The organism is Kribbella antibiotica (assembly GCF_004349055.1).
GTDB lineage: Bacteria > Actinomycetota > Actinomycetes > Propionibacteriales > Kribbellaceae > Kribbella > Kribbella antibiotica.
Genome location: NZ_SMKX01000064.1, coordinates 1 through 26,256, shown reverse-complemented (window position 1 = coordinate 26,256; position 26,256 = coordinate 1). Strand labels below are relative to the sequence as shown.

Sequence of the window (26,256 nt, the reverse complement as noted above, 5' to 3'; positions counted from 1 at the left end):
CCATGGTTGTTCTGCTCGTGCTGGCCGGTCTGGTCCTGCTCGCTGTCGCCCGAGGTGAGGGCAAACACTTCGGCTAGCCGATGGTCACGGTGCCCAGGACAGGGAAGTGGTCGGAGGCGTCGCGGGTGTTGTCGTCGATGAGAGTTCGCGTGGTGATTTCGAGCCGCTGACTCGAACCGATGGTGCCGATGTAGTCGAGGACGTTGCAGTAGGCACGGTCGCGGCCGGAGATGACGCGGTTGCGGCTTCCGTCGAAGGTGGCCTCGTGAATGGCTCCGGTGCTGATCGTTCCGCCGAGCGCGGCGTCGGCTTCCGCGGGATCAGGGCCGTGGTACTCGACATTGAGATCGCCGACGACGAGCACCGGTTCGCCGGCGCTCGCCGTACCGGCGACGAACTCACGCAGCTCGGCCAGCTGACGCATCCGTACGGCGTGGTGGGAGCCGCGTTCGTCGGCCTGCAGATGGGTTCCGGCGAGCCAGAGCCGGCCGACCGGGGTTTCGACGGCGACCAGGGCGGCGCCTTTGTTCGACAGAGCGTCTGAGGTCAGCGGCTGGTAGGCGCGGTAGCGGTGCTGATGCTGTTCGAGGATCGGGAGCCGGCTCGCGATGTAGACGCCACCGCCGACGAGCGTGCCCCAGCGTCGATGCTTCCGCCCGACCTCCGGTGTGACGGCGTACCCGCGGCTGCTGAGCTCAGCGACCAGCCGTCGCGCGGGCCGGTTGAAGGCTTCGTTGAGGACGACGATGTCGACGTCGGCCGCTGCGAGAACCTGGGCAGCCAGGCCCGCTCGGCGTGCGGAACCGAGCAGGGGCAGCTGCAGGATGTTGTAGGTGATCAGCGTCAGGCTGAAGCCCTCGGTCATGCCGCCTGGCTCAGCCGCGCATCGCCGACATCAGGATGCCGGGGAGACGCCGCACCTTGCCGTCCACGGCGAACTGGGTCAGCCGCTCCGCCGTCACCAGCGCGGTCTTGTTCGTGACGAACCACGGCGGCCGCGGCGACATCGCCAGCTCGCCCGCGCTGATCGAGCGGGGGAACGGCGTGAACGGCCCGCGGACGACAGTCTTCTGCGGCCGGTCGAAGAGCAATGCGTTGTGCACCACACCGATCCCGCTCTGTACGTCGTCCGGCGTGTGACCGGGGAACGCGCCCCAGGTCGCGCGCGGGCTGAGGTAGCCCACAGCGGTCCAGGCATTGATCGCCACCGTGCCGTACCGCAGTGCGGCCGCCGCGTCGTCCAGCTTCGGGCCGAGCTCGCGGATGGTCCGCGGGTGAACCAGGATGTTGGCGCCGAGCGTGCCGTGCAGTCGCTCGTTGGCAAACGTCACTGCCAGCTCCAGGAACTCCGCAGCTGACTCGGCGGGCAGAGTGGTGGTGGCCAGCACCGGTGCAAAGAACTCGTTCGTGAACGCGTAGGCCTTCGGATCCGTCGCGTCGACCCCCGTCACCAGCGTGCGGTTGCCGGCGAGTGCCTCGGCTTGCGGGTAGGCGTCGGCCGCACCCTGCCGACGGTCGTCGGCGCCGGGGTAGTAAGCAGGCCGCTGCTCGGCTCGATCGAGTGCCGTCCGGACGGCGGCGATCAGCGCCTCGGTGTGCTCCCACCCCTCGGGCAGCACGAGGACCTGGGAGGCGATGCAGTTGAAGCCGCTGTTCTGGAGTTTCTGCGTGGCAATGTGCTCGGCCTGGAACTCGATGTCGGCCTTCGACCACGGACCCGGTACGACGATCGTCGGGCCGACCCCGCCGAGCTCCGCGCTGACCGGCTTGGTGTTGACACGCTCATCGCGCTCGCGACGATCCCCGGCCTCGGGACCGGCGCCGTACACGATGGCGTCGTGGGTGCGCTCGCTGCCGGTCACGTGGATGCTGTCGACACTCGGGTGCGTGCAGAGATACTCGCCGACGTCAGCGCCGCCGTACACGAAGCGCAGGAAGCCGTCCTCGATCAGCGGGGCGAAGATCTCCTCGAAGGTGGGGCCGAGGTAGTCGTTGACCGGGTTCAGCTTGCAGACCACGACCTCGTTGTCGGCGTACAGCTTGTAGAGCAGGTCGAGCGGCGCGATCGAGGAGACGTTTCCCGCGCCGAGCACCAAGGCGACCTGGCCGGTGGATCGCGGGGTGCGATAGGCGCTTCCGATGTGGTCCCGGACGTTCGCGGCGGTGACGCCGGGCTCCATCCAGACCTCGGTGCTGAAGCCGTTGAGCAGCAGCCACTCGTTGAAATCATGCGGCGCGACGCGCACCACGGTCTGACCGTCGGCGCGCTCGCTCACCTTGGATCCGCGCAGTGGGTCGGTGCCGGCGTCGATCGCCTGCAGCGTCTCCGTGATCGCGTTGATCCAGGTCAGTACGGCGTACGGTCCGCCCAGCCATTCCTCGTTGAGCAATGGGGAGTCCTGACGCAGCCCCTTGGCCTTCGCGGCCAAGGCGATCCAGGCCTCCGAGCGCCCGGCGAGGAGGGTGCGGATCCGGCTCAGATAGTCGAGCCGATCGGCGATGGGCAGCCCGGCCCAGCGCTGCTTGGCGGTGCTGAGCTCACTGATCGCCTGGTCGAGCGCTGTGCTGTCCATACCCCATCGTAAGCAGCACGCCACGGAAACTGACAATACTTCAGTTATTCCTTTTGGGGCGGTGATGCCCGACTGTGGTGCCATGACGGATATCGACGTTCCGCGGACCTCTGCGTTGCAGGAGCCGGTCGCCCGGGTTCCGGCGTACTGGGCGCGGTACTGGACGCTGGCGAACTTCGGCATCTTCATGGCTTACTTCGCGACCCAGCAGGTGCTGCTGCCGCGCCATACCAACGAGGTCACCGACAACGTCAGCTCAGCGGCAGTCTCCGCGCAGAGCCTAGCCAACCTGGTCGCGGCGCTCGTCACCGTCGTCGTCTCGATCCTGGCCGGCGCCTTCTCGGACCGGACGCTCAATCGCCGCGGCAGACGACAGCCGTGGGTTCTCTACGGTACGGCGCTCGCCGCGGTGGCCTTCGTGTTCCAGGGACTGCAGGACGGCGTGCTCGGGATCGTCCTCGGGTGGGCGGTCTTCCAGGTCGGGTACGCCGCAGTCAGCGTTGCGCTGCAGACCGCCGTACCGGATGAGGTTCCGGTCAATCAGCGGGCCACCATCTCCGGCTACCAGGGCGTCGCGCAGTCGGTCGGGCCTGTGGCTGGCGTTGTGGTGCTGACCTTGCTGTTGACCGGCATCCTGGATGCGTATGTCGGTCTGGCGGTGCTGATGTTCGTTCTGGTGATCCCGTTTGCCCTGTACACGAGGGGGATCCCGCTTGAGCGCAGCGAGCGGCCGCCGTTGGATCTCAAGGCGATCGTGGTCGGGGTTGTCGCTCCGCTCAAGCACGCGGATTTTGCGTGGGCCTTCGGGCAGCGATTCATGATCCAGCTGTCCAATGCGCTGGCCCAGATCTTCCTGTACCAGTACCTCAAGGACGAAGTGCACACCGATCCCGACAACGGGACGCTGGTGCTGATCCTGATCTATACCGTCGCGGTGGTGGCGATCGCCGTACCGTCGGGCCGCCGTTCGGACAAGTCCGGGAAGCGTAAGCGGATGGTGGTGGTCGCTTCGGTCCTGCAGGCGTCTGCGGCGCTGCTCTTCGCTTTCGTCCCGCAGATGCCGGCGGCGATCGTCGGGGCCGCGATCCTCGGTCTCGGGTACGGCGCTTATCTCTCGGTCGACCAGGCTCTTGTCACCCAGGTGCTGCCGCACGCTGCCGACCGCGGCAAGGATCTCGGCGTGATCCAGATCGCCAACTCGCTGCCTTATGTTTTTGCCGCCGGTGCCGGCGGGTGGCTGATCAACTCGTTCGGCTTCCCGACGCTGTTCCTGGCCTCGTTCTTCGCCGGGCTCGCCGCCGCCTTCCTGGTGATGCCGATCAAGAGCGTTGCCTAGCTCACCGCGTTGACGATGGCCTTCACGATCGGGGCCGCGACAGTGAAGGTCGGTACGACGAGCAGTAGCGCGGCGAAGGTGTACGTGCTCGCGGCGAGCGCCGTACTGCCTGGCTCGGGGTCGGCCAGGCGTTGAACTCTGAGCACAGTGGATGACTTGGCGGCGGCTAGGGCGGCCTCGGGGGCGGGGGAGCCGGCCAGGGCGACCAGTGCGCGCGCCAGCGGACGGGGGCCGCTGCGGCGGCGGGCGTCGTCGTCGGCCAGGAGCTCAACGAGAGTGCGGGCCTGATCGAGGGCTACCTCGCTGCGCACCCAGCGGGGGAAGGCTGCGTGGAGCGCGGTGAACGCCTCCAGGACGAGGTCGTGTCGTGCGCGGAGGTGGGCCTGCTCGTGGGCGAGGACTGCTTTGAGTTCGGTGTCGTCGAGGCGGTCGAGCGCGCCGACGGACACGACCACGCGGTGCCCGCTCAGGGCGGGTAGGCAATAGGCGAGCGGTGTCTCTTCAGCCAGCACGCGCAGGCCAGGGATCAGGCCATCAGGTGTCGCCAGCACGTCGACCAGGTCGCGGTGCCGGCGTCGTCGGGCGCGCGTGCCGACCGCTACCTTGCCGGTTGCCCACAGGAGTCGCAGTACGACCAGTGCGGTCATGGCGAGGATCGCTGCGGCGAGCAGGTCGCGCGGTGACGACGGGTTGAAGCGTGGCTCACCTGGCTGACCCGCGGTGGAGTAGGAGAGCGCAATGCCGGCGCCAATCGCAGCCAGCACGGCGGCAAGCGCGATCGCTTGCCAGAGCGCGACTGCGGCCCGGGGGACTCGGTAGGGCCAGGAGGAACGTGCCAGTAGTGCCGGCGCCGGTCCGGTGAGCACCAGGGCCAATGCGGCGAGCAGGACCGGGGTTATCACCCCTCCCGCTCCTCCAACTTGGCCAGCGCCTCTCGCAGCAGCGCGGCCTCCTCATCACTGACCTGGTCGACGAACCGGACCAGGGCCTCGCGGCGGTCGCCGGCGCGATCCAGCGCATCCCGCATCAGATCGGCGGCCATCTCCTCGCGTGGTGCGGCGGCTCGGTAGCGCCAGGCCTTCCCGTCGCGCTCGCGCTCGGTCAGGTTCTTCTTCTGCAACCGATCGAGCACGGTCATCACGGTCGTATAGGCGAGGTCGCGCGTCGTGGACACCTGCTCGTACACCCGGCGCACGGTGAGTGCGTCGGGCGCCGCCCAGAGCTGCTCCATGACGACCCGCTCAAGGTCGCCGAGCGGCCGCGGGGCCTTCTCCTCACTGGTCACGTGACCAGTGTAACTACACGTTGTAGTAGATCGGATGTAGCATCTACTACGTAACGTCGTAGATGCGTCCTGGAGGGGTCTGATGGACACCCTGGATCTGGCCCGGTGGCAGTTCGCCGTCACCACCGTTTACCACTTCTTCTTCGTGCCGGTGACGATCTCGCTGGTCGCGATCACCGCCGGCCTGCAGACCGCGTGGTACCGGACGGGCAAGGAGAAATACCTGCGGCTGACCAAGTTCTACGGGAAGCTGTTCCTGATCAACATCGCCATGGGCGTGGTCACCGGCCTGGTCCAGGAGTTCCAGTTCGGGATGAACTGGAGCGACTACTCGCGGTTCGTCGGTGACGTCTTCGGCGCTCCGCTCGCGCTAGAGGGGCTGCTCGCATTCTTCCTCGAGTCGACCTTCATCGGGTTGTGGATGTTCGGCTGGGATCGGCTGCCGAAACTCGTGCACCTGGGCTGCATCTGGATGGTTGTCCTCGGCACCCAACTCTCGGCGTACTTCATTCTGGCCGCCAACTCCTGGATGCAGAACCCGGTCGGTTTCCGCTACAACGCCGAGCGCGGCCGGGCCGAGCTGACCGACCTGTGGGCGGTGCTCACCAACAAGGTCGTGCTGGTCACCTACCCGCACACGATCTTCGCCGCGTTCATGGTCGGCGGCGCTTTCGTCGCCGCGGTCGCGCTGTGGCATCTGCTGCGGCGGCCGACGGTGGATCGCGAGGTGTTCCGGACGGCGCTGAAGATCGGTGCGGTGATCGTGCTCGCGGCCAGCGCCGGGGTCGCTATCAGCGGTGACCAGCAGGGCAAGGTGATGACCGAGGTGCAGCCGATGAAGATGGCGGCGGCCGAGGCGCTCTACGAGACCGAGAAGCCGGCCTCGTTCTCGGTCTTCACGATCGGCACCCTCGACGGGTCGAAGGAGATCTTCTCGATCAAGGTGCCGTATCTCCTGTCCTTCCTCGGGACAGGCCACCTCGACGGTGAGGTGAAGGGCATCAACTCGCTGCAACAGGCGTACGAGACGCTCTACGGACCGGGCTCCTACAGTCCGAACGTGCCATTGGCCTACTGGACCTTCCGGCTGATGATCGGGGTCGGGATGGCCTCCGGGGCGATCGCCTTGTGGTTGCTCTGGGCAACGAGGAAGGGCCGGGCGCCGGCCAAGTGGCTGATCTGGGCGGTCGCACCGCTGCCACTGTTGCCGCTGGTGGCGAACTGCTTCGGCTGGATCTTCACCGAGACCGGCCGCCAGCCCTGGCTGGTGTTCGGGTTGCTGCCGACGGCCTCCGGAGTCTCACCAGGCACGACCGCCGGTGAGGTGATCACCTCGCTGGTGGGCTTCACGATCCTGTACGGCGTGCTGGCGGTGGTCGAGGTGAAGTTGATGCTCCGCACGATCCGGGGCGGCCTGGCGGGGACGGATACCCCGGCGCCGGGCTCCGCACCGGATGACTCCGAATCCGCCGAACCGCTGTCGTTCGCGTACTGAAGGGACTGACTGATGGAGCTCACGACTGTCTGGTTCCTCGTGATCGCGGGGATGTGGACCGGCTACTTCGTGCTGGAGGGTTTCGACTTCGGCGTCGGCGCGCTGCTGCGGGTGATCGGCCGCGACGAGCCCGAGCGCCGGGCGACGATCACCACGATCGGTCCGGTCTGGGACGGGAACGAGGTGTGGCTGGTCACGGCCGGCGCGGCCACGTTCGCCGCGTTCCCGGAGTGGTACGCGACGCTGTTCAGCGGGTTCTACCTGCCGCTGTTCGCGATTCTGGTGGCGCTGATCCTGCGCGGTGTCGCCCTGGAGTATCGCGGGAAGCGGGCCGATCTGGAGTGGCGCGGCCGGATGGACACCCTGATCGTCATCGGCTCGATCGTGCCGGCATTCCTCTGGGGCATCATCTTCGCCAACTTGGTCCGGGGCGTGCCGCTGGACAACTCCTACGAGTTTGTCGGCAGTCTCGGCGATCTGTTCGGGCCGTTCGCCCTGCTTGGCGGAGTGACGTTCGTGGCGGTGTTCGTCACACATGGCGCGATCTTCCTGGCGCTGCGGACGGAGGGCGTTCTGCGCGAGCGAGCGAACCGGCTGGCCGGGCGGCTCGGTGCAGTGACGGCAGTGCTGGCCGTCGGCTTCCTCTGGTGGGCGCAGGCGCTGCGCGGCGACACCGGCTCGGCGATCGTGGCAGCTGCTGCGGCCCTGGCCTTGGTCGGCGGTCTCGTGGCCAACCGGTTCGGGCGCGAAGGCTGGGCCTTCACCGGTACGGCGGTCGCTACCGGGCTGGCGGTGGTGTCGCTGTTCGCCGCGCTGTTCCCGGTGGTGATCCCGTCCACGCTCGATCCCCAATCGACGCTGACCGCGGTCGAGGCGGCCTCAACGGCGTACACGTTGAAGATCCTGACGATCATCGCCGCGATCTTCACTCCGCTCGTGTTGCTCTACCAGGGCTGGACGTACTGGGTCTTCCGCAAGCGGGTCGTGGTGGCAGCATGAAGCCCCTGGACCCACGGCTGTTGCGCCGGGCTCGTGCGGCCCGGGCTTTCCTGGTGGCCTCAGTGGTCATCGGTGTCGCTAGTGGCGCCCTGATCGTGGTGCAGGCAGTTTTGCTGGCGCGCGGGATCGCAGGGGTGGTGTTGCACGGCGCTGACGTGACGGGGGTTGTGTGGGCGCTGGCTGCGGTGGTGGCTGGGCGCGCGGCGCTGCTGTGGCTGCAGGAGGTGGTGGCGCAGCGCGCTGCGGCTGCGGTGAAGTCCACGCTGCGGCGGCAGGTGCTGGAGCACGCGCTGAAGCTCGGTCCGGTGTGGCTGAGCGGTGAGCGCAGTAGTGCGCTGACCACGTTGCTGACCAAGGGGCTCGACGACCTGGACCCCTACTTCGCGCGCTACCTGCCCCAATTGGTGCTTGCGGCAACGGTCCCGGCGGGTGTGGTCGGCTGGATGGCGACCGGCGATCTGATCGCGGCGGGGACAGTCCTGGTGACGCTGCCGCTGATTCCGATCTTCATGGCGTTGATCGGCTGGGCGACCCAGGCGCACAGTCGACGGCGGCAGCGGGCGCTGGGCGTGCTGGCGCATCACTTCACTGATGTCGTGACCGGTCTGCCGACACTCAAGCTGTTCGGTCGAGCGAAGGCGCAGGAAGACGCCGTACGGCGGGTGACGGATCGGCATCGCGTTGCGTCGATGAGCAGCCTGCGTGTGGCGTTCCTGTCGTCGTTCGCGCTCGAACTGCTGGCCAGCATCTCGGTGGCGCTGGTGGCTGTTGGGGTTGGGCTGCGCTTGATCAACGGACACCTCGGGCTGGAGACCGCGCTGATGGTGCTGATCCTTGCGCCGGAGGCGTACCTGCCGTTGCGTCAGGTCGGGATGCAGTTCCACGCGAGTGCGGATGGGGTTGCGGCCAGCGAAGAGGTGTTCCGGGTGCTGGAGACGCCACTGCCCGAGCGTGGTGCTCGGATCGACGTACCGGATCTGCGGACGAACACCTTGCAGCTGTATGACGTGACTGTGCGGTATCCGGGTCGTGCGGAGCCGGCGTTGGAGGGGTTTGACCTGGAGGTTAGGCCGGGAGAGGTGGTCGCACTCACCGGAGCTAGTGGTGCGGGGAAGTCGACGGTGCTTTCGGTGTTGCTGGGGTTTGTGGCCCCGGAGCGGGGTGTCGTTGTGGTCGGCGGGAGTGCGGCGGACGAGTTTGAGCCGACGGAGTGGCGGCGGCAGTTCGCCTGGGTTCCGCAGCGTCCGGGCCTGCGGATGGGGACGGTCGCGGACAACGTCCGGCTCGGTCGGCCCGCAGCGTCGGACGACGAGGTGCGGCTGGCGCTGCTGGCAGCCGGAGCCAGTGAGCTGGAGCTCGACAAAGCAGTGGGGGAGCGCGGCCAACTGCTCTCGGGTGGTCAGCAACGGCGGGTGGCGCTGGCCCGGGCGCTGGTGACGGATGCGCCCGTGCTGCTGCTCGACGAACCCACCGCCGGGCTGGACGCGGAGGCCGAAGCGGCCGTCGTTGCCGGCCTTCGAGCAACTGGCCGAACTGTCCTGATGGTCGCCCACCGCCCGGCACTGATCGCAGCCGCCGACCGAGCTGTCGTGGTCGGAAGCCGAGAGCTGGTGAGCGTATGAGGGGCATGAAGGGTTGGGAGCTAGTGCGGCCGGAGGGCCGCGTGTGGTGGCGGCTGGTGCTGGCGCTGGTCGCGGGGGTGGCGGCGTCGGGGTCGGCGGTGGCGCTGCTGGCTACATCGGCTTGGCTGATTACTACCGCTGCGGCTCAGCCGCCAGTGCTGATCCTGCTGGTGCCGATCGTGGCAGTGCGGGCGTTCGGGGTGGGCCGGGGTGTCTTCCGGTACGTCGAGCGGCTGGCCGGCCATGACGCGGCGTACCGGGTGCTGGGGGAGACGCGGGCTCGGATCACCGGGCGGCTGGAGCGGATTGCGCCGGGTGGGTTGAGTGGCCGGCGGCAGGGCGATCTGCTGGCGCGGTTAGTGCTGGACGTGGATGCGGTGCTCGACCTGTGGTTGCGGGTGTTGCTACCGGTTGCCGTGGCGGCGGTGACGGCCTTTGCGACGGTGGTGTTGCTGGTGCTCCTGTTGCCGACGGCTGGGGTAGCGGTCGCCGTGGCGGTCCTGATCGCGTGCACGATCGTTCCGTGGCTAACAGCCTGGACGGCTGCGCGGGCGGAGCGTCGGATTGCGGGGGAGCGGGGTGAGGTGGCGGCGGCGGCCACTGAGACGTTGCTGACCGCAGGCGACATCGTGGCCTTCAACGCGGTGGACGACGTGATGGCCGCCTTCAGTGCACACGACGACCGGCTCGCGGCGGCGGAGCGTCGGTCGGCCTGGAGCGCTGGGCTCGGTGGCGCGCTGCTGGTGCTGTGTGTGGGCGGTGCGAGTATCGCGGGGCTGGTGCTGGGCAGCACGGCGAACATCACCGGCGCGGTGTTCGCCGTGCTTGTCCTTACACCGCTCGCCCTGGCAGATGTCCTCGGTGGAATCCCCGCGGCTGCTCAGCTCGTTATCCGTGTTCGCGCCGCCCTCGGTCGGGTGCAGGAGTTGGTCGACGCGCCGGAGCCGGTGCGGGAGCCCGCGATGCCGGTGGCATTGCCGCAGGGGCGTGGCTTGGAGGTGAAGCAGTTGCGCGTCGGGTACGGCGAGGATGACGTGTTGGCCGGGCTCAGCCTGGACATGCCGGCCGGGAGCCGGGTGGTGATCACCGGAGCGAGTGGTTCAGGGAAGAGCACGCTGGCGTCCGTGCTGCTCCGGTTCCTGGAGCCGCGCAGCGGTGAGGTGCTGCTGGGCGGAGTGGATCTGGCGAGCCTTGAGGGCGATCAGGTGCGCTCGGTGGTCGGGCTGCTGACCCAGGAGAGTCATGTGTTCGACACGACCATCCGGGAGAACCTGCTGCTCGCGAAGCCTGGTGCGAGTGATCTGCGGCTGTGGCGGGCGCTCTACCTCGCTCGGCTGGGTGTGTTCGTCGAGGGCCTGCCGGATGGGTTGGACACGATGGTCGGCGAGCACGGTGCTCGGCTATCGGGTGGTGAGCGACAGCGGCTCGCGTTCGCACGGCTCCTGCTCGCGGATCGCGACGTACTGGTGCTGGATGAGCCGACCGAGCATCTGGATGAGGAGACCGGCCGAGCACTGCTGGCGGACCTGTTCGCGGCCGCTGGTAAACGCACCGTCGTCCTGCTGACGCACCGACCTGACCTGGTGCCTGCTCACGCACGGCGACAGACGATGAACCTGACGTGACAAATGCGGGCGGCGGGCCGAGCGTCTGCCAAGATGAGTAACCGTGTTGACCCCAGAGCTTGTCACCCTGCTGACGGACCCGGTCCTGATCGCGATTCTCGTGGTCGCACTCCTCGTGGTGGGTGGTGCTGCCGGAATCGTCGTGACGCGACGACGCCGTTCCGCGCTGCCGCAGGCCGACCAGCCCGCGCCGCTGGAGACCGCGGAGCCGCAGGTCGGCGATGACGCCGAGACGCCGCGGGACACACCGACGCGGACGGTTGAGGACACCGAGCTGCCCGAGCAGGCGCCGACCGTCGAGAAGCCCGAGTCGGCCCAGGGCCGACTCGTCCGGCTGCGCGCTCGGCTGGCGCGGTCGCAGGGTTCCCTCGGGAAGGGTCTGCTCGCGCTGCTGTCGCGCGACAAGCTCGACGAGGAGGCCTGGGAGGACATCGAGACCACCCTCATCACCGCCGACGTCGGTGTGGCGCCCACGCAGGAGCTGGTGGAGAAGCTGCGGACGCGGATGCGGGTCGAGGGCGTCGGAGCCGCGCAGGCGCGCGACATCCTCCGCGAGGAGCTGATCGCTCTCGTCGACCCGTCGATGGACCGCACGCTCGCCGTGACTCGCAAGGACACGCAGCCGGCCGTCGTGCTGGTCGTTGGCGTCAACGGGACCGGCAAGACCACGACCGTGGGGCGGCTGGCCCGGGTGCTGGTCGCTGAGGACAAGCACGTCGTACTGGGTGCGGCGGATACGTTCCGGGCCGCGGCCGCGGATCAGCTGCAGACCTGGGGCGAGCGCGTGGGCGCTCGGACCGTGCGTGGTCCGGAGGGTGGCGACCCGGCCAGCATCGCGTTCGACGCGGTCAAGCAGGGCATCGCCGAGGAGGCAGACGTCGTCCTGATCGACACTGCCGGGCGGCTGCACACCAAGACCGGCCTGATGGACGAGCTCGGCAAGGTGAAGCGCGTCATCGAGAAGTCGGCCGAGGTCGACGAGGTGCTGCTCGTCATCGACGCCACCACCGGCCAGAACGGCCTCACCCAGGCCCGCGTCTTCGCCGACGTCATCAACGTGACCGGCCTGGTGCTGACCAAGCTCGACGGTACGGCGAAGGGTGGCATCGTGATCGCGGTGCAGCGCGAGCTCGGCGTACCGGTGAAGCTGGTCGGACTGGGTGAGGGCGCCGACGACCTGGCCCCGTTCGACTCGGAGCAGTTCGTCGACGCCCTGCTGGACTAAGCCTGCTGGACTACGACGGCCTCAGGCCGCCGGGACGACGGCCAGCGCGTTGATCAGCGGCTGGTCGGCGCTGCCGCGCAGGAAGTCGATCTTCAGGACACCGTCGGCGTCCGCGGTGACGGTGAAGTACTTCTCGATCCCGAAGGCGGCACCGCCGTCACCGCCGAGGTCGCGGACGGTCTGCAGAATGTCGAAGTTGGTCAGCACCTTGGTTCCGTTCACCGCGACGTCGAAGACGCGCTGACCGGGGACCTTGAAGTACCACTCCATGAAGTAGAGGCGGACCTCGTAGCTCGCGCCGGGGGTGAGCCCGGGGACGGTGTAGGAGTTCTCCAGGTAGCGGGCGTTGGACATGACCGAAGCGGGGACGGGGTGCGTGGTGCGCCAGTTGGCGAGGCCGACCCGGTTGGCCGGCTTGGTGTCGGTCAGGCCGTTGCCGTCGCCGAACCTGTCGGCGACGAAGACGCCTTCACCGACGCCGCCGGTGTCGATGCTGATCGGGGCGTCGGCGTGGGCGACACCGGTGCCGAGCAGGGCCGCAGACAGCACGGCGAGGCTGGCCAGAGCAGTACGAAGGGGAGTGAACATGGACGGGACTCTCCTATGTCGAGTGGGTACTGCGAGTGGGTACTGAGCGTCGGGGACGCTAGCAGGGGGAACGTTCCCCGAGAAGGCGGTTCCGGTTCCGGAACCAGAACCCTGTGGTACCTGTGGCAGCATGTCGAGAACCCGGCACTGGCTTCGTCCTCCGGGAAAAGCACAACCATGGAGGACCCTGAGATGACCAAGTTTCTGTTGCTGATGAACCACGACGGCGGCAAGGCCGAGACGACGATGCACGACTGGGACGAGGCGGACCGGCAGGCCCACCTCGACCACCTGACCGCAAGCCTGGACCGGATGCGTGAGCGTGGCGAGCTGGTTGAGGTGCAGGGGCTGACCTGGCCGAAGCACGCGAAGGTGGTCCGCGCCGCGAGCGTGAGCGCGCCCGTGATCACCGACGGGCCGTATGCCGAGGCCAAGGAGATCCTGGCCGGTTACACGCTGATCGACGTCGAGTCCGAGGAGCGTGCGCTGGAGATCGCAGCCGAGCAGTCCAGTGCGCCTGGGCCCGGTGGCCTTCCCCTCGAGCAGCCGATCGAGGTCCGCCGACTGATGGGTTCGGATGCAGACTTCTGGGACATCTGACCATCGCCTTGAGGACCTGCTGCGTGAGCTGACGCCGCAGGTCCTCGGTGCGGTGGTGCGCCGGTCCGGCGACTTCGCCGCGGCCGAGGACGCCGTACAGGAGGCTTTGCTGGCGGCTGCGACCACGTGGCCGCGGGACGGGTGGCCGGACAGTCCGAAGGCCTGGCTGATCCAGGCCGCGTCGCGGCGGTTCATCGACGAGGTGCGGCAGTCGCAGGCGCGGCGACTCCGTGAGGAGCGCGCTGCGCTGCGCGAGCTGCCGCCGGAAGAGGTCGAGGAGTACGACGACACACTCCGGCTGCTGTTCCTGTGCTGCCACCCGGGGCTCACGCCGGGTTCGGCGATCGCACTGACGTTGCGGGCGGTCGGCGGGCTCACCACGGCCGAGATCGCCACGGCGTACTTGGTGCCAGAGGCAACGATGGCGCAGCGGATCAGCCGAGCCAAGAGCAAGCTCAAGGGTGCGACGTTCGAGCTGACCGCCGATGCGGACCGGCTGCGCAACGTACTGCATGTGCTCTATCTGATGTTCAACGAGGGCTATGCGAGCAGTAGCGGCGCAGAGCTGCAGCGGAGCGACCTGTCGAGTGAGGCGATCCGGCTGACGCGTGCGGTGCATGCCCAGCTAGAGGACGGGCAGGTGACCGGTCTGTTGGCTCTGATGCTGCTGACGGACGCACGCCGGGCAGCACGCACCGGTAGCGCCGGAGAGCTCATCCCGCTGGCCGAACAGGACCGGACGCTCTGGAACGCGGACTACATCGCTGAGGGCGTCGAGCTGGCCGTCAAGGCCTTCCACACGCCGCCGCTCGGCGAGTACCAGCTGCAGGCCGCGATCGCTGCCCTCCATGACGAGGTCCCGCGCGCGGAGGACACCGACTGGCCGCAGATCTTCGCGCTCTACGGCCTGTTGGAGGACCTGTCCGGCAACCCGATGGTGAAGCTGAACCGCGCCATCGCGGCCGCCTTGGTGGACGGCCCCGATGCGGGCCTGAAGCTGCTGGAGCCGCTGGACAAGGAGCTGAGTGGCAACCACCGGTTGGATGCGACCCGCGGGCACCTGTACGAGATGCGCGGCGACTATGACACTGCGGTGGAGCACTTCCGGGAAGCTGCGCGCAGTACGACGAGTCTGCCGGAGCGCGACTACCTGCTGAAGAAAGCTGCGGCCCTCACTGATACTGAGCGAACGCCGCACTGATGTCGTCATCGGTTGCCAGCAGCAACCGAAGGAGCACTCGGGCCTTGTAAGGGTCGAGGAAGCCGCCGTCGATCAGCCCACGCTGCAGCAGGTCGATCTCCGAGCCCGCAGCCCGGTACGTGTTCCGCAGGATCGATCCGCCACCAGTGCGCGACGTCAGTACGACGGGCATCGCCGCTGCGAGCTCACCGAGCACCGGAGTGAGTGCGGCCGGGACATGTCCCGCACCGAACCCGGCCACCACCAGACCCTGGTGAGTGTCGGCCAAGCCCTTCAGCAGCAGCCCATCGTCGTCCATGGTCAGCGTGTAGAGCGCTACCCGGTTGGCGTCCAAGTCGGCTGGCTCCGCACTGCCCTGTACGCCGTCGAGTCGCGTCGGCCGGGCGAGGATGCGGACCTGGTCCTCGACCACATGGCCGATCGGCCCGACGTTCGGTGACGCGAAGGTCGCCGTACTGGTGCTGTGGGTCTTGCGGACCCAGCGGGCGGCGTGGATCTCTTCTTTGAACACCACCAGCGCACCGAGGTCGCGGGCTGCGGGGGAGCAGGCAACGCGGCATGCGGCGAGCAGATTGGCCGGTCCGTCCGGCCCGGCCAGGGTGGGGTTGCGCATCGCGCCGGTGAGCACGAACGGCTGCGAGTGCGGCCACACCTGGTCCACCAGGAACGACGTCTCTTCCAGCGTGTCAGTGCCTTGAGTGACCACGACACCGGTCGCGCCGGCGGCCACTGCCTTCGATGCGGCGTCCACGACCTCGAGCATCTTGGCTGCGGTCAGATTGGCGCTGGGGACCGCTTCGATGTCCTGGATCTCCACCGGCTGGCCCAACTCGGCCAGACCGGGGACAGCCGCGGTCAGAGCCGCTCCGTCCAGCCGGCGATCGCCGGCCATCGCGATGGTGCCGCCCAAGGTGAACAACGCGACGCTCACTACCAGCTCCTCAACAGTGCGGATCGACTGGCGCAGATTAGCGGGTGCGCGCCCGGACGTGCATCCGCTCCCCCTGCGGTCCGTACAGGCACAGCATCTCGGTCGGTCCGGATGCGGCGTTGCCGAACCAGTGCGGCACGCGAGTGTCGAACTCGGCGACCTCTCCGGCCGTCAGGATGAAGTCGTTGTCGCCGAGCACGATCCGGAGCTTCCCGGACAGCACATAGACCCAGTCGTAGCCCTCATGCGTCTTCTGCGAGACCTCTCCGCCCGGCCAGCCCGCCGGCACGATCTGTTTGTACGCCTGCAGTCCGCCGGGCCGTTTGCTGAGCGGAATGATGGTTGCGCCGCCGTGGTGCTTGACCGGTTTGAAGTGGACCCGCGGATCACCTGTGGTCGGAGCGTCCACCAGCTCGTCCAGCTGCACCTGGTGGGCGCGGGCCAACGGCAACAACAGCTCCAGCGTCGGCTTGCGCTGCCCGGACTCCAGCCGCGACAGCGTGCTCACCGAGATCCCGGTCGACTCAGACAACTGTGCCAGCGTCGTTCCGCGCTCGACCCGCAGCGCTTTCAACCGCGGTCCTACTGCTTCCAGGACATCCTCGAAGGCTTCCATATTGCCATTCTGGCAAAGATTGTTGTCGAAAACGAGAAAGCGGACGAAGCTCGAAGTAATCGAGAGGAGCTTCACATGTACGACGTGATTGTGATCGGCGGCGGTGCCGCGGGGCTGAGTGGGGCGTTGGCGCTGGTGCGGTCGCGCCGGTCGGTCCTGGTGATCGACGACGGTCGCCCGCGCAACGCCCCGGCGGATGCGGTGCACAACTTCCTGACCCGGGACGGGACCGCGCCGAGCGAGATCTACGCCCTCGGCCGTGAAGAGGTCACCGGGTACGGCGGTCAGTTCGCCACCGGCACTGTCACCGCGGTCCGGCCGGGTGACCCGTTCACAGTCGAGCTGGCGGACGGTACGACGTACCAGGGGCGGCGGGTGCTGGTGACGAGCGGACTGACCGACGTACTGCCTGATGTGGCCGGACTGGCTGAGCAGTGGGGCAAGGACGTGCTGCACTGCCCGTACTGCCACGGCTGGGAGGTGCAGGACCAGGCGATCGGCGTACTGGCGACCGGTCCGATGGCAGTGCACCAGGCGCAGATGTTCCGGCAGCTGAGTGATGACGTGACGCTCTTCCTGCACACCGGTCCAGACCTGACGGACGAGCAGTGGGAAGAACTCGCTGCGCGCCAGATCGCTGTCGTACAAGGGAAGGTCGAGCAGGTCGAGGTAGCGGACGGAAAGCTCACCGGTGTGCGGCTGGAGGGTGGCAAGGTCATCCCACGCGAGGTACTGACGGTCCAGACCACTCTGCGCGTCAAAGCCGACTTCCTGGTTGATCTGGGGCTCAAGACGACAGTGATGGAGGCTGCCGGCGCTGTCTACGGCGATGCGATCGAGGTGGACGGTAAGGGCGAGACTGCGGTGCCAGGAGTCTTTGCAGCAGGCAACGTCACCGACCCGATGGCACAGGTCCTCCACGCGGCCGGTGCGGGGCTACGGGCCGGCGCTGCGATCAATGGGGATCTGATCGCAGAAGAGACGCGCTTGGCTCTCGCCGTGCGAGGTGGTTGAGAGGTTGAATAGACCCGGGAGGGTGGATGCAACACTCGGTCGACCCGGAGTTCGCATCGTTCGTTGATGCGCGACAGGGTAGATGGTTTCGTACTGCGTACCTTGTGTATGGAGAGCTGGGGAGGGCTGAGCGCGCTCTGTTGCATGCGTTCAGCAGGCTGTCACTGCACTGGCCGAAGGTGGATGATCCGGACGTCTTCGTCCAACGTTTGCTTTACCAGCCGGCTCTGACCCGCTGGAGTCGGCTGCGGCCCTTTCCGGACACTGAAAACCCGCTCGAACAGGCCCTGGCGGACCTCACACCTACTCAGCGGACCGTTCTGGTGCTGTTGCACCTGGAAGAGCTCACCGAGTTCGAAGTGGCCGACATCCTGACCATGTCGCACACCGCCGTCCATGCGCAGGGACTGTCCGCGTTCGAACGGTTTCGCAGCGCTATCGCGGCCGGGGAGAGTCGATGAGACGCGAAGACATCGGACCGCTGCTCGGCCAGGTTTCCGACGACCTGCCGGAGGTGCACCTGGCCGACCGCGCCTGGACGACCGGTGTGATCCTCAAGCGCCGCCGACGCCGTACGACGGTCGTCGGAGTACTGGTGGCGCTTGGGATCGCACTGGTCGTCGCAGTCGCGTTTGCCGCTGGCTGGTTACCCGTCTCAGGCTGACGGCTGTGCCCTCTAGGCTGAGGGCTCCCTGATCACTCGCAACGTGATCTCCACCAGGTGATCGGCGTCCTCGAGCTTCGGCATCGGCTCGTTCAGAACGATCCGCAGCACGAACAGACCGGACAGCCACTGCACCATCATGACCGGATCGGCCGAGCGGCGAATCGGCTCACCTCGGGCCCAGGCGCGTTCCAGGGCAGCCTTTGTGAGCTCGATCCGGCGATCGAGCAACGATCGGTAGATCCCCGCCGACCGCTCGTCGCGGTTGGCCTCGGTGATCCCCAGCCGCATCAGTGCGACTCCGGTCGGGTCGTTCACGAACGTCAGTGCATTGCTGTAGACCTCTAGCAGGTCCCCAGCCAGCGAACCGGTGTCGGCATCGGGAATCTCGATGTCGAACAGACCGGCCATCGCATCGTTGGCGAGCTCCTCTTTGCTCGCCCACCGCCGGTAGATCGTCGCTTTGCCGACTCCTGCGGCCTCGGCGACATCGTCCACCGTCATACCGTCGAAACCACGCTCCAAGAGCAGTTGCACGGCGTACTGGCGGATTCTTGGTTCCGCATCAGGGTCCCGTGGTCTGCCGCGGCGCGGCGTCACCCCGTGATCGATCTCCATTTCGTTCCCTACTTCGGACGGGAGCAGTGGCGCGGCTGCGGCCCCGTGTGGTCCAGGCCAGAGTGCCATACCGAACCCCGCAACAGCCCATGTCACGCCGATGTCACCTGGGCGGCCGCTTTGTCACATGCCGGAAACAAATCCACCGATCGGCTGAAACCCCGTCCCGACACCGTGTGCGAAGTGGCTGGGCGCGGGCTCCCCGGAGTTGTGGAGTTCTCCCGATTGAGGACGCCGGCCGCCAACTGATGAGCATGGAAGGGATGACGTTGATGGAGATCAACGCCGGCGATACTGCCTGGGTCTTGGCTAGCGCCGCCCTGGTGATGCTGATGACACCGGGCCTGGCTTTCTTCTACGGCGGCATGGTGCGCGTAAAGAGCGTGCTGAACATGATGATGATGAGCTTCATCACCATCGCCGTCGTCACCATCTTGTGGGTGGTGGTTGGTTACTCGCTGACGTTCGGCGGTGACAACGGGCACGTGATCGGGAACTTCTCCGAGGTCGGGCTCGGCAAGCTGCTGGCGCCCGAGGCAGTGATCGGGACAACCCCGGCGCTGGCGTACGTCGTCTTCCAGATGATGTTCGCGATCATCACCCCGGCGCTGATCTCGGGTGCCATCGCCGACCGGGTGACGTTCCGCGGCTGGATCGCGTTCGTGGCCGGCTGGACGTGCCTGGTGTACTTCCCGGTCGCGCACTCGGTGTGGTTCCTGGACGACGGCAACGGCGGCTGGATCGGCGACAAGCTGAAGGCGATCGACTTCGCCGGCGGTACGGCGGTCCACGTGAACGCCGGTGCGGCTGCGCTGGCCCTGGCGATCGTGCTGGGCAAGCGGGTCGGCTGGAAGAAGGACCCGATGCGGCCGCACAGCCTGCCGCTGGTCCTGCTCGGTGCCGCGCTGCTGTGGTTCGGCTGGTTCGGCTTCAACGCCGGCTCGGCGCTGAGTGCGGGCAGCACCGCTGCGATCACCTTCGTGAACACCCAGGTCGCCACCGCGGCCGCGGTGATCGGCTGGCTGATCGTCGAGCGGATCGTGCACGGCAAGGCAACGACACTGGGGCTGGCCTCCGGTGCGGTCGCCGGTCTGGTCGCGATCACCCCGGCCTGTGGCGCGGTCAGCCCGATCGGCGCGATCATCCTCGGCATCTTCGCCGGTGCGATCTGCTGCTTCGCGGTCTCGCTGAAGTACAAGCTCGGCTTCGACGACTCGCTCGACGTGGTCGGCGTGCACCTGGTCGGCGGTCTGTTCGGTTCGCTGGCGATCGGCCTGCTCGGCACCGCGGCGGCGCCGTCGGCGGTCGACGGCCTCTTCTACGGCGGCGGTGTCGATCAGCTCGGCCGGCAGGCGCTGGCCAACGTGGCGGTCGGTGTCTACTCCTTCGTGGTCGCCTTCATCCTGGCCAAGATCATCGACAAGACCATCGGCTTCCGGCTCGCCGAAGAGGACGAGGTCACCGGTGTCGACCAGGTCGAGCACGCGGAGACGGCGTACGACTTCCTCAGCGCGAGCGGTGTGCGCGGCGCGCTGTCGGCCCGCCCAGTTGCGGCGACCACCGACAATGGGTCCACCGAGGCTTCCGAGAAGGAAGGTGCCAACGCATGAAGCTGATCACCGCAGTGGTCAAGCCGCACAAGCTGGAAGACGTCCGGGCTGCTCTGGAGACGTTCGGCGTCACCGGCATGACAGTGTCCGAGGCGAGCGGTTACGGCCGGCAGAAGGGCCACACCGAGGTCTACCGGGGCGCCGAGTACGAGGTGGACCTGGTCCCGAAGGTGCGGCTCGAGGTGGTCGTCGAGGACAGTGACGGCGCCGAGGTGGTCGACGTGATCGTGAAGGCCGCGCAGACCGGCAAGATCGGTGACGGCAAGGTCTGGGTGACTCACGTCGAGACCATCGTGCGCGTGCGCACCGGTGAGCTGGACGGAGACGCTCTCTAGATGGTGGACCGAGCAGCACAGCGGCGTGCGCGGGCTGAAGAAGCCGACGCGCTGCTGTACCTGCTCCTCTCCAAGGCTTGTGACGCCCTCGGTGTGCCCACCGAGGGCGTTGCCCTGGTCGCTGTCGGCGGCTACGGCCGGGAGGAGCTCTCGCCGTACAGCGATCTCGACGTGATGCTGTTGCACGTCGACGGGTACCCGCGGCTGGACGAGTTGGCCGCGCAGATCTGGTACCCGTTGTGGGACTCGCGCACCAAGCTCGACCACAGTGTCCGGACAGTCGAACAGGCACGGTCGGCCGCGGCTGACGACGTACGGGTTGCGTTGGGGCTGCTGGACGCGCGGCATGTTGCCGGGGATTCGCATCTGACGCTGGAGCTGCGCTCTGTGCTGATGGCGGACTGGCGTCGTACGGCGAAGACCAGGCTGCCCGAGCTGGCACAGGCGTGCCGCGATCGGGCCTCATCGGTCGGTGAGCTCGCTCATCTGGCCGAACCAGACTTGAAGGAGGCGTACGGCGGTCTGCGGGATGCCGTCGTGCTGCGTGCGTTGGTGGCGTCGTGGTTGATCGACGTACCGCACCCCGTGGTGGAGAAGGTTCGACGAGACCTGCTGGATGTGCGCGACGAGCTGCACACGGTGGCTGGTCGCGCGACGGATCGCCTGGTGGCGGATGTGGCCGGTGAGGTCGCTGCCGGGCTCGGACTGGACGGTCGGGACGAGCTGTTGCGGCACGTGTACGAGACCGGCCGCACGCTTGCCTATGTGAGCGACATGTCGTGGCGGCGGGTGCAGAGCCTGCTGACGCGGCCGCCGCGGACACGGCGGTTCCAACGGACTGGTGGGCCGTTGCTGCTCGCACTGGATGAGGGTGTCGGCCAGCACGAGGGTGAGGCCGTGCTGATGCCGGATGCGCGGCCGGAGCGGGACGCCGTACTGGGTCTGCGCGCTGCGGCCGTCGCTGCGGATCGTGAGCTTGGTCTGTCGCCTGCTGTGTGCACGCGGTTGGCCACCAAGGCGTTGGCGTTGTCTGAGCCCTGGCCTGGTGAGGCGCGACGGTTGCTGTGCGCGCTGCTGGGTGCAGGTGAGGGACTGCTTGAGGTGTGGGAGGCGCTGGACCAGGCCGGCTACATTTCGCGGATCCTGCCCGAGTGGGACACCGTCCGGTTCCGGCCGCCGCAGTCGGCGGTCCACCGCTTCACTGTGGACAGGCATCTGCTGGAGACCTGTGTCGAGGCGTCGAAGATGGTGCGCGACGTACGGCGACCTGACCTGCTGCTGATCGCTGCGCTGGTGCATGACCTCGGTAAGGCGGTCGACGGCGACCACAGTGTCACCGGTGCGGTGATTGCCGCTCGTATCGCGCGGCGAATCGGTTTCAACGAGACGGACTCCGACACCATCACGCTGCTTGTTCGTCAGCACCTGATGCTGGCGCAGGTCGCTACTCGGCGCGATCTGGACGACCCGATGACGGTTGAGTTGGTGTCGGGGATTGTCCGGGACACCGAGACGCTGGACCTGCTGGAAGCTCTCACGTACGCCGATGCCCGTGCAGCCGGCCCTGCGGCCTCATCGCCGTGGAGGATGCGGCTGGTCGGTGAGCTGTGTCGGCGCGTGCGCGGTGAGCTCTCTGGTGGTGGCGAAGGGATGTGGACCGACACCCCACCCATTCCGGTCCCAGCACTGCAGCAGGTCGTCGGCATCGGCCAACTCGGCGTGACGGTGACCGAACACCACGGTGACCTGCGCGTCAACGTCGCCGTACCGGATCAGGTGGGCACACTGTCGACAGTGGCCGCCGTACTGGCTGTTGAGCGGCTCTCTGTGCGCGCTGCGGTCGTGACGTCTTCCGATGGGCTTGGCATCTCGCAGTGGACGGTGGCTGGTTCCGCACCAGACCCAGTGCGCTTGCGAGACCGGCTAGCGGTCGCGCTCCGCGACAACACTGACCTCGTACGACGCCTGGCCGCGCGGGACTCGTCTGCGCCTCGCGTTGCCAGTCGAGTCGACCTGTTGCCAGGGGCATCCGAAACCGCCACTGTCCTGCAGGTGCGGGCGCATGACCGTCCAGGGCTCATGTACGACGTCGCCTCGGCCATCGCGGCCACCGGCGCCGACATCCGCTCTGCCCACGTCAGCACGCTCGGCGCTGAGTGTGTAGACGTCTTCTACCTGACCGATCGCCATGGCTCGCCCCTCGAGGAGGAGGACGCGCGCACCACAGCCAAGACAGTGCTGGACCGCTTGAGCTCGTAGTCTCGGTGCCGTGCTTCTCCTTGGATCTCTCCAGCGTCAGGCCGTCCGGTGCGAGACCCTCGGGTCCCAGATGTACGCCGATCTCTTGCAACGGCTCGTGCATAGCTACGAGATCGGCGGGGTGGCCAGCGTCGTACTGGCGGGATATGAGGACCCGCCGCCCGGATCCGTGATCGGGCTGCGGTTGCTGGGCGCCGTACACGGTCTGGTGTTGGCAGGGGAGGCACCTGAGCTTGCGGCGTTCTACCCGAGTGTTGGTGGGGTGTGGGACCCCGTGCGCGGGTGGGAGGCATTCGAGCAGGTGCTGCAATCCCGGTCCGGTGAGGTGCGAGCGCTGTTGACGCAACCGCCGCAGACCAACGAGGTACGGCGGTCGGCTGCGCTCTATGGCGGTCTGTTGCAGCTTGTGCGGGAAGTGCCGTTGCCGGTGCGGTTGTTTGAGATGGGTGCGAGCGCTGGACTCAACCTGCGGGCCGATCACTTCCGCTATGTCGCGGATGGTGAGTCGTACGGCGCTGCCGACAGTCCGGTGGTCATTGAGGACGCGTGGTCGGGGCGGAAGCTGGAGCCGGGCGCGCTGCGGATCGCTGAGCGCGTCGGGTCCGACATCGCGCCCGTGAACCCGTTGACGGCCGAGGACGTCCGCACCCTCACGTCGTACATCTGGGCGGACATGGCTGAGCGGTTGGCACGGCTGCGGGCAGCTGTGGAAGTCGCGCAGCTCGTGCCGGCCGACGTACGGCGTGAGGACGCGGTCTCCTTCGTGCGCGGACTGGAGCTGTCGCCGGGGCACGTGACGGTGTTGTGGCACTCGATCATGTGGCAGTACCTGACTGACGCGGACCGTGCATCGGTGGACGAGCTCGTGGCTGAGCTGGGGCAGCGGGCGGACGAGTCGACGCCGTTGGCGCGGCTGCGGTTCGAGCCGTCCGAGGCAGGTGACTTCTTGGTCGAGCTAGAGACCTGGCCTGGTGGCGTACGGCGAGTGCTCGGACAGATCGAGGACCACGGCCAAGGCCTGGTCTGGCTCTAACCTCGACGTATGGGTGTCGTTGCTGGTCTCCAACGTCAGGCTGTTGAGTGCGAGGAACTGGGTTCCCCGATGTACGCCGAGCTGCTTCGGCGGATGGTGGACGACTACGAACTTGGTGGTGCGTCTACTGGGGTGCTCGGGAGCTATGAGGGGCATGAGTGGGACGAGGCGATCGCTCTGCCGTTGCTGGGGGCTGTGCATCGGCTGGTGCTGTCGGGGGAGGCGCCGGAGCTCGCGGGCTTCTACCCGAGTGTTGGCGGCGAGTGGGACCCGGTGCTCGGCTGGGAAGCGTTTGAGCAAGTGCTGCAGTCACGGGCTGCTGAACTGCGGGCTGTGCTGCTCCAGCCGCCGCAGACCAACGAGGTCCGCCGCTCGGTCGCCCTGTACGGCGGTCTGCTGCAGCTGGTTGAGCAGATCCCGCTGCCCGTGCGGCTGTGCGAGATCGGTTCGAGTGCCGGGCTGAACCTGCGGGCTGACCACTTCCGCTTCAACCTGGCGGACGGAACGTCGTACGGGCCTGAAGGCAGTCCGGTGGTCATTGAGAACGCCTGGTCGGGGCAGGAGGTGCCGCGGGCGACGCTGCGAATCGCAGAGCGGGTGGGGAGCGACCTGTCGCCGGTGAACCCGCTGACTGAGGAGGGCGCGCGGACACTGACGTCGTACGTGTGGGCGGACCAGCTGGAGCGACTGGCGCGGTTGCGCGGCGCACTGGCGATCGCGCGGGAGGTGCCGGCCGACCTGCGGCGTGAAGACGCGGTGTCGTTCGTACGCGGGCTTGAGCTTTCGGAGGGGCACGTGACTGTGCTCTGGCACTCGATCATGTGGCACTACCTGACTCCGGCGGACCAGGCGGCGGTGGATGCGGCGTTGGCTGAGCTGGGTGCGACGGCGGGGGAGTCGACGCCGTTGGCGCGGCTGCGGCTGGAGTCGCCGAGCGAGTGGGGCGACGAGTTCCTGGTGGAGCTGCAGACCTGGCCGGGCGGAGTGCGGCGGGTGCTCGGACGTGCTGATCCTCACGGGCAAGGGATGGTCTGGGATCTTCCTTTCGAGGTCAGCTGACGACTAATCTAAGTTAGGTAAGGCTTACCTATCTTAAGGGAGTTCCCGCTCAGATGATGCGTCGTATCGTTCTGACTCTCACCGCTGCCGCTGCCCTCACCGTCGGCCTCGTCGCCCCGGCGTCGGCAGCCCCCGGCAACGCCACGAACCTCGGCAAGACCTTGAACGCCTCGAACGCCACCGGCCTGGCCAAGGCCGGCGAGACCATCACCGTCACCGGTAGCGGCTACAACGCGGCCCAGGGCTACTACGTCGCGCTGTGTGCTGTCCCGTCGGACTACAGCTACGGCACCAAGCCCAGCCCGTGCGCCGGTGGCGACGGCCAGGGCGGTACGACGGTCGGCCCGTCCGCCTGGGTCACGAACAACCCGCTCGGTGGCAGCGCGTCGTACCCGATCGCCTCCAATGGCACCTTCACCGCACGGATCCGGATCGCGGAGGTCAACCCCGGTCTCGACTGCAGCGACCCCGACATCACCTGCGCGATCGTCTCCCGCCGCGACCACTTCGCCGCGAGCGACCGCACCGGCGACGTCTACATCCCGGTCTCGTTCAGCTGAGTGCTGCGACCAACGTGTCGGTGAGTTCCGCCGCGTAGATCTGGTCGGGATCGAGATCGGGGTCATAGATGCCGATGTCGATCCCGACGCACTTCTTGCTGGCAAGCAGTGGTCGCAGCAGGCTCTGCAGTTGCGCATGGTCGATCCCGCCCGGGTCCGGGCTGTCCACCGCGGGCATGATCTCCGCGTCCAGGATGTCGACGTCCAGGTGCACCCAGAATCCGTCGAGGCCTTCCAGGTGTCCGAGCACTCCGCTGGCTGCGCCTTCGGCGTCGGCCATGATGTCGAGCGCCGACCAGTGCGGGATGCCTGCCTCTTCGAGGGTCTCTAGATAGGACTCGTCCTCCCGGTAGCCGAGCATCACGGCGTCGGTGTCGCGCACGTACGGCTTGAGGCCCTCCAGGTCGGTCAGATCGTCCTGCCCGCGTCCAGTCACCAGTGCCAACGCCTCGCCACCTGCAGCACCGACGTACTCGTCGTTGTCGACGGTCCGCATGTCCGAATGCCCGTCCAGGTAGACCACGCCGTACCGGCCGCGCCGCCTGAGCGCCAACGCCGGCCCCAGCAGGTTGCTGCACTCCCCGCCCAGCAACACCACGAACTTCCCGTCATCCAGGAGGCCGCCGACCCGGTCAGCCAACCGCACGCTGTACGACGCCATGGCGGTCGCGTTGAACACGCCGTCGCCTGGCTTCCAGTCGCCCCGGTCATATCTCGGTGGGACCACGCATCCCGCGTCGGTAGCGCTGATCCGCTCGACGATCCCCTGATCCCGCAGGGCGCCTGCGAGCTTGTAGCACCCCGGTACGGTCCCTTCCGCTGGCGGTCGTAGCCCTAAGTTCGAAGGCCCGTCTAGTACTGCCCGACTCCGCCCCATGGACTTCTCCCTAACCAGTAATTAATCATCGTCCGGTTAGAGGATCGTAGCCTCGTTTCGGGGCTACTCGCGGCCTCGAGGCCCGGGCGACTTCCCCCGATCTATCCCAGCCACCACCGGCGCCCCTGCCC

The 26,256-nt window shown here is 67.6% G+C and carries 26 protein-coding genes; 17 read left to right on the top strand and 9 right to left on the bottom strand.

Annotated elements, in window-relative coordinates:
• Positions 1-73: 73 nt before the first annotated feature.
• Entirely contained in the window at positions 74-865 is a 792-nt protein-coding gene (locus E1263_RS21820) for a sphingomyelin phosphodiesterase (RefSeq protein ID WP_132170256.1), read from the bottom strand.
• A 10-nt stretch (positions 866-875) separates the two neighbouring features.
• Positions 876-2,573 carry an aldehyde dehydrogenase family protein gene (locus E1263_RS21815; protein WP_132170254.1) on the bottom strand — a complete coding sequence of 566 codons (1,698 nt, stop codon included), beginning with the start codon at positions 2,571-2,573 and terminating at the stop codon, positions 876-878.
• On the opposite strand from E1263_RS21815, the gene E1263_RS21810 reads away from it, so the two are divergent.
• Positions 2,500-3,909 carry an MFS transporter gene (locus tag E1263_RS21810; protein ID WP_337590284.1) on the top strand — a complete coding sequence of 470 codons (1,410 nt, stop codon included), beginning with the start codon at positions 2,500-2,502 and terminating at the stop codon, positions 3,907-3,909. The genes E1263_RS21815 and E1263_RS21810 overlap by 74 nt on opposite strands.
• Here the strand turns inward: E1263_RS21810 and E1263_RS21805 are convergent.
• Positions 3,906-4,811, bottom strand: a complete 906-nt coding sequence (locus tag E1263_RS21805; protein WP_132170250.1) for a M56 family metallopeptidase — start codon at positions 4,809-4,811, stop codon at positions 3,906-3,908. The two genes, E1263_RS21810 and E1263_RS21805, sit on opposite strands and share 4 nt — an antisense overlap.
• Complete coding sequence (locus E1263_RS21800) at positions 4,808-5,194, bottom strand: BlaI/MecI/CopY family transcriptional regulator (protein ID WP_132170248.1); 387 nt, start codon at positions 5,192-5,194, stop codon at positions 4,808-4,810. Before E1263_RS21800 ends, E1263_RS21805 begins: the two co-directional genes overlap by 4 nt.
• 82 nt (positions 5,195-5,276) lie before the next feature.
• Between E1263_RS21800 and E1263_RS21795 the strand changes: the two genes are divergently transcribed.
• The 5 genes from E1263_RS21795 to ftsY are packed head-to-tail and all read left to right on the top strand — an operon-like array spanning position 5,277 to position 12,160.
• Entirely contained in the window at positions 5,277-6,689 is a 1,413-nt protein-coding gene (locus E1263_RS21795) for a cytochrome ubiquinol oxidase subunit I (protein WP_132170246.1), read from the top strand.
• 12 nt (positions 6,690-6,701) lie between these two features.
• Positions 6,702-7,688: a cytochrome d ubiquinol oxidase subunit II gene (cydB, locus tag E1263_RS21790; protein ID WP_132170244.1), complete on the top strand. Its 987-nt coding sequence runs from the start codon at positions 6,702-6,704 to the stop codon at positions 7,686-7,688.
• Positions 7,685-9,310 carry a thiol reductant ABC exporter subunit CydD gene (gene cydD, locus E1263_RS21785; RefSeq protein WP_132170242.1) on the top strand — a complete coding sequence of 542 codons (1,626 nt, stop codon included), beginning with the start codon at positions 7,685-7,687 and terminating at the stop codon, positions 9,308-9,310. Before cydB ends, cydD begins: the two co-directional genes overlap by 4 nt.
• Positions 9,307-10,935, top strand: a complete 1,629-nt coding sequence (cydC, locus tag E1263_RS21780) for a thiol reductant ABC exporter subunit CydC (RefSeq protein WP_132170240.1) — start codon at positions 9,307-9,309, stop codon at positions 10,933-10,935. Before cydD ends, cydC begins: the two co-directional genes overlap by 4 nt.
• A gap of 43 nt (positions 10,936-10,978) precedes the next feature.
• On the top strand, positions 10,979-12,160 hold the full coding sequence (gene ftsY, locus E1263_RS21775) for a signal recognition particle-docking protein FtsY (protein WP_132170238.1): 1,182 nt from the start codon (positions 10,979-10,981) through the stop codon (positions 12,158-12,160).
• Positions 12,161-12,181: 21 nt separating this feature from the next.
• On the opposite strand, the gene E1263_RS21770 is transcribed toward ftsY, so the two are convergent.
• Complete coding sequence (locus E1263_RS21770) at positions 12,182-12,748, bottom strand: malectin domain-containing carbohydrate-binding protein (RefSeq protein ID WP_165956706.1); 567 nt, start codon at positions 12,746-12,748, stop codon at positions 12,182-12,184.
• A gap of 192 nt (positions 12,749-12,940) precedes the next feature.
• On the opposite strand from E1263_RS21770, the gene E1263_RS21765 reads away from it, so the two are divergent.
• Entirely contained in the window at positions 12,941-13,348 is a 408-nt protein-coding gene (locus E1263_RS21765) for a YciI family protein (RefSeq protein WP_132170234.1), read from the top strand.
• Entirely contained in the window at positions 13,326-14,549 is a 1,224-nt protein-coding gene (locus tag E1263_RS21760) for an RNA polymerase sigma factor (protein ID WP_132170232.1), read from the top strand. The genes E1263_RS21765 and E1263_RS21760 overlap by 23 nt, the downstream gene beginning before the upstream one ends.
• On the opposite strand, the gene E1263_RS21755 is transcribed toward E1263_RS21760, so the two are convergent.
• The gene (locus E1263_RS21755) at positions 14,521-15,480 is read right to left on the bottom strand and encodes an asparaginase (RefSeq protein ID WP_132170230.1); all 960 of its coding nucleotides are present in this window, start codon (positions 15,478-15,480) and stop codon (positions 14,521-14,523) included. The two genes, E1263_RS21760 and E1263_RS21755, sit on opposite strands and share 29 nt — an antisense overlap.
• Before the next feature lie 37 nt (positions 15,481-15,517).
• A complete protein-coding gene (locus E1263_RS21750; RefSeq protein WP_132170228.1) occupies positions 15,518-16,096 on the bottom strand; it encodes a helix-turn-helix domain-containing protein in 579 nt (192 codons plus the stop codon).
• Positions 16,097-16,171: 75 nt separating this feature from the next.
• Between E1263_RS21750 and E1263_RS21745 the strand changes: the two genes are divergently transcribed.
• The 3 genes from E1263_RS21745 (at position 16,172) to E1263_RS21735 (ending at position 17,774) form a co-directional block, all read left to right on the top strand.
• Positions 16,172-17,110, top strand: a complete 939-nt coding sequence (locus E1263_RS21745; RefSeq protein WP_132170226.1) for an NAD(P)/FAD-dependent oxidoreductase — start codon at positions 16,172-16,174, stop codon at positions 17,108-17,110.
• Between the two features lie 179 nt (positions 17,111-17,289).
• Positions 17,290-17,571, top strand: coding sequence for a sigma factor-like helix-turn-helix DNA-binding protein (locus tag E1263_RS43735; RefSeq protein ID WP_238161377.1), 282 nt, complete (start codon positions 17,290-17,292; stop codon positions 17,569-17,571).
• On the top strand, positions 17,568-17,774 hold the full coding sequence (locus E1263_RS21735) for a hypothetical protein (RefSeq protein WP_132170222.1): 207 nt from the start codon (positions 17,568-17,570) through the stop codon (positions 17,772-17,774). The genes E1263_RS43735 and E1263_RS21735 overlap by 4 nt, the downstream gene beginning before the upstream one ends.
• 12 nt (positions 17,775-17,786) lie before the next feature.
• Here the strand turns inward: E1263_RS21735 and E1263_RS21730 are convergent, their stop codons facing one another.
• The gene (locus E1263_RS21730) at positions 17,787-18,392 is read right to left on the bottom strand and encodes a TetR/AcrR family transcriptional regulator (protein WP_238161375.1); all 606 of its coding nucleotides are present in this window, start codon (positions 18,390-18,392) and stop codon (positions 17,787-17,789) included.
• Between the two features lie 263 nt (positions 18,393-18,655).
• Here E1263_RS21730 and E1263_RS21725 point away from each other — a divergent pair, with 263 nt between their 5' ends.
• From E1263_RS21725 to E1263_RS21700, 6 genes are read left to right on the top strand one after another with little or no spacing between them, the layout of a single operon-like run.
• Positions 18,656-20,002 (top strand): ammonium transporter, encoded by a 1,347-nt coding sequence (locus tag E1263_RS21725; protein ID WP_272949681.1) that lies wholly within the window; start codon positions 18,656-18,658, stop codon positions 20,000-20,002.
• Positions 19,999-20,337, top strand: coding sequence for a P-II family nitrogen regulator (locus tag E1263_RS21720; RefSeq protein ID WP_132170218.1), 339 nt, complete (start codon positions 19,999-20,001; stop codon positions 20,335-20,337). Before E1263_RS21725 ends, E1263_RS21720 begins: the two co-directional genes overlap by 4 nt.
• Positions 20,338-22,596, top strand: a complete 2,259-nt coding sequence (locus tag E1263_RS21715) for a [protein-PII] uridylyltransferase (protein ID WP_132170216.1) — start codon at positions 20,338-20,340, stop codon at positions 22,594-22,596. It abuts the gene before it with no gap.
• Between the two features lie 10 nt (positions 22,597-22,606).
• Positions 22,607-23,629, top strand: a complete 1,023-nt coding sequence (locus E1263_RS21710; protein ID WP_132170214.1) for a DUF2332 domain-containing protein — start codon at positions 22,607-22,609, stop codon at positions 23,627-23,629.
• A 9-nt stretch (positions 23,630-23,638) separates the two neighbouring features.
• Complete coding sequence (locus tag E1263_RS21705) at positions 23,639-24,688, top strand: DUF2332 domain-containing protein (RefSeq protein ID WP_132170212.1); 1,050 nt, start codon at positions 23,639-23,641, stop codon at positions 24,686-24,688.
• Positions 24,689-24,741: 53 nt separating this feature from the next.
• Complete coding sequence (locus E1263_RS21700; RefSeq protein WP_132170210.1) at positions 24,742-25,248, top strand: hypothetical protein; 507 nt, start codon at positions 24,742-24,744, stop codon at positions 25,246-25,248.
• Here E1263_RS21700 and E1263_RS21695 read toward each other — a convergent pair.
• Positions 25,241-25,927: an arginase family protein gene (locus tag E1263_RS21695; RefSeq protein WP_238161374.1), complete on the bottom strand. Its 687-nt coding sequence runs from the start codon at positions 25,925-25,927 to the stop codon at positions 25,241-25,243. The genes E1263_RS21700 and E1263_RS21695 overlap by 8 nt on opposite strands.
• Between the last annotated feature and the right edge of the window lie 329 nt (positions 25,928-26,256).

Bases quoted from the DNA above. Each gene is read 5' to 3' on its own strand.
- E1263_RS21810 (WP_337590284.1), top strand. From the start codon at position 2,500: ATGGGCAGCCCGGCCCAGCGCTGCTTGGCGGTGCTGAGCTCACTGATC.
- E1263_RS21705 (WP_132170212.1), top strand. From the start codon at position 23,639: ATGGGTGTCGTTGCTGGTCTCCAACGTCAGGCTGTTGAGTGCGAGGAA.
- E1263_RS21760 (WP_132170232.1), top strand. From the start codon at position 13,326: ATGCAGACTTCTGGGACATCTGACCATCGCCTTGAGGACCTGCTGCGT.
- E1263_RS21820 (WP_132170256.1), bottom strand. From the start codon at position 865: ATGACCGAGGGCTTCAGCCTGACGCTGATCACCTACAACATCCTGCAG.
- E1263_RS21715 (WP_132170216.1), top strand. From the start codon at position 20,338: ATGGTGGACCGAGCAGCACAGCGGCGTGCGCGGGCTGAAGAAGCCGAC.
- cydC (WP_132170240.1), top strand. From the start codon at position 9,307: ATGAGGGGCATGAAGGGTTGGGAGCTAGTGCGGCCGGAGGGCCGCGTG.
- E1263_RS21770 (WP_165956706.1), bottom strand. From the start codon at position 12,748: ATGTTCACTCCCCTTCGTACTGCTCTGGCCAGCCTCGCCGTGCTGTCT.
- E1263_RS21725 (WP_272949681.1), top strand. From the start codon at position 18,656: ATGACGTTGATGGAGATCAACGCCGGCGATACTGCCTGGGTCTTGGCT.
- E1263_RS21720 (WP_132170218.1), top strand. From the start codon at position 19,999: ATGAAGCTGATCACCGCAGTGGTCAAGCCGCACAAGCTGGAAGACGTC.
- E1263_RS21700 (WP_132170210.1), top strand. From the start codon at position 24,742: ATGATGCGTCGTATCGTTCTGACTCTCACCGCTGCCGCTGCCCTCACC.
- E1263_RS21730 (WP_238161375.1), bottom strand. From the start codon at position 18,392: ATGGAGATCGATCACGGGGTGACGCCGCGCCGCGGCAGACCACGGGAC.
- E1263_RS21745 (WP_132170226.1), top strand. From the start codon at position 16,172: ATGTACGACGTGATTGTGATCGGCGGCGGTGCCGCGGGGCTGAGTGGG.
- E1263_RS21815 (WP_132170254.1), bottom strand. From the start codon at position 2,573: ATGGACAGCACAGCGCTCGACCAGGCGATCAGTGAGCTCAGCACCGCC.
- E1263_RS21750 (WP_132170228.1), bottom strand. From the start codon at position 16,096: ATGGAAGCCTTCGAGGATGTCCTGGAAGCAGTAGGACCGCGGTTGAAA.
- cydD (WP_132170242.1), top strand. From the start codon at position 7,685: ATGAAGCCCCTGGACCCACGGCTGTTGCGCCGGGCTCGTGCGGCCCGG.
- cydB (WP_132170244.1), top strand. From the start codon at position 6,702: ATGGAGCTCACGACTGTCTGGTTCCTCGTGATCGCGGGGATGTGGACC.
- E1263_RS21735 (WP_132170222.1), top strand. From the start codon at position 17,568: ATGAGACGCGAAGACATCGGACCGCTGCTCGGCCAGGTTTCCGACGAC.
- E1263_RS21765 (WP_132170234.1), top strand. From the start codon at position 12,941: ATGACCAAGTTTCTGTTGCTGATGAACCACGACGGCGGCAAGGCCGAG.
- E1263_RS21795 (WP_132170246.1), top strand. From the start codon at position 5,277: ATGGACACCCTGGATCTGGCCCGGTGGCAGTTCGCCGTCACCACCGTT.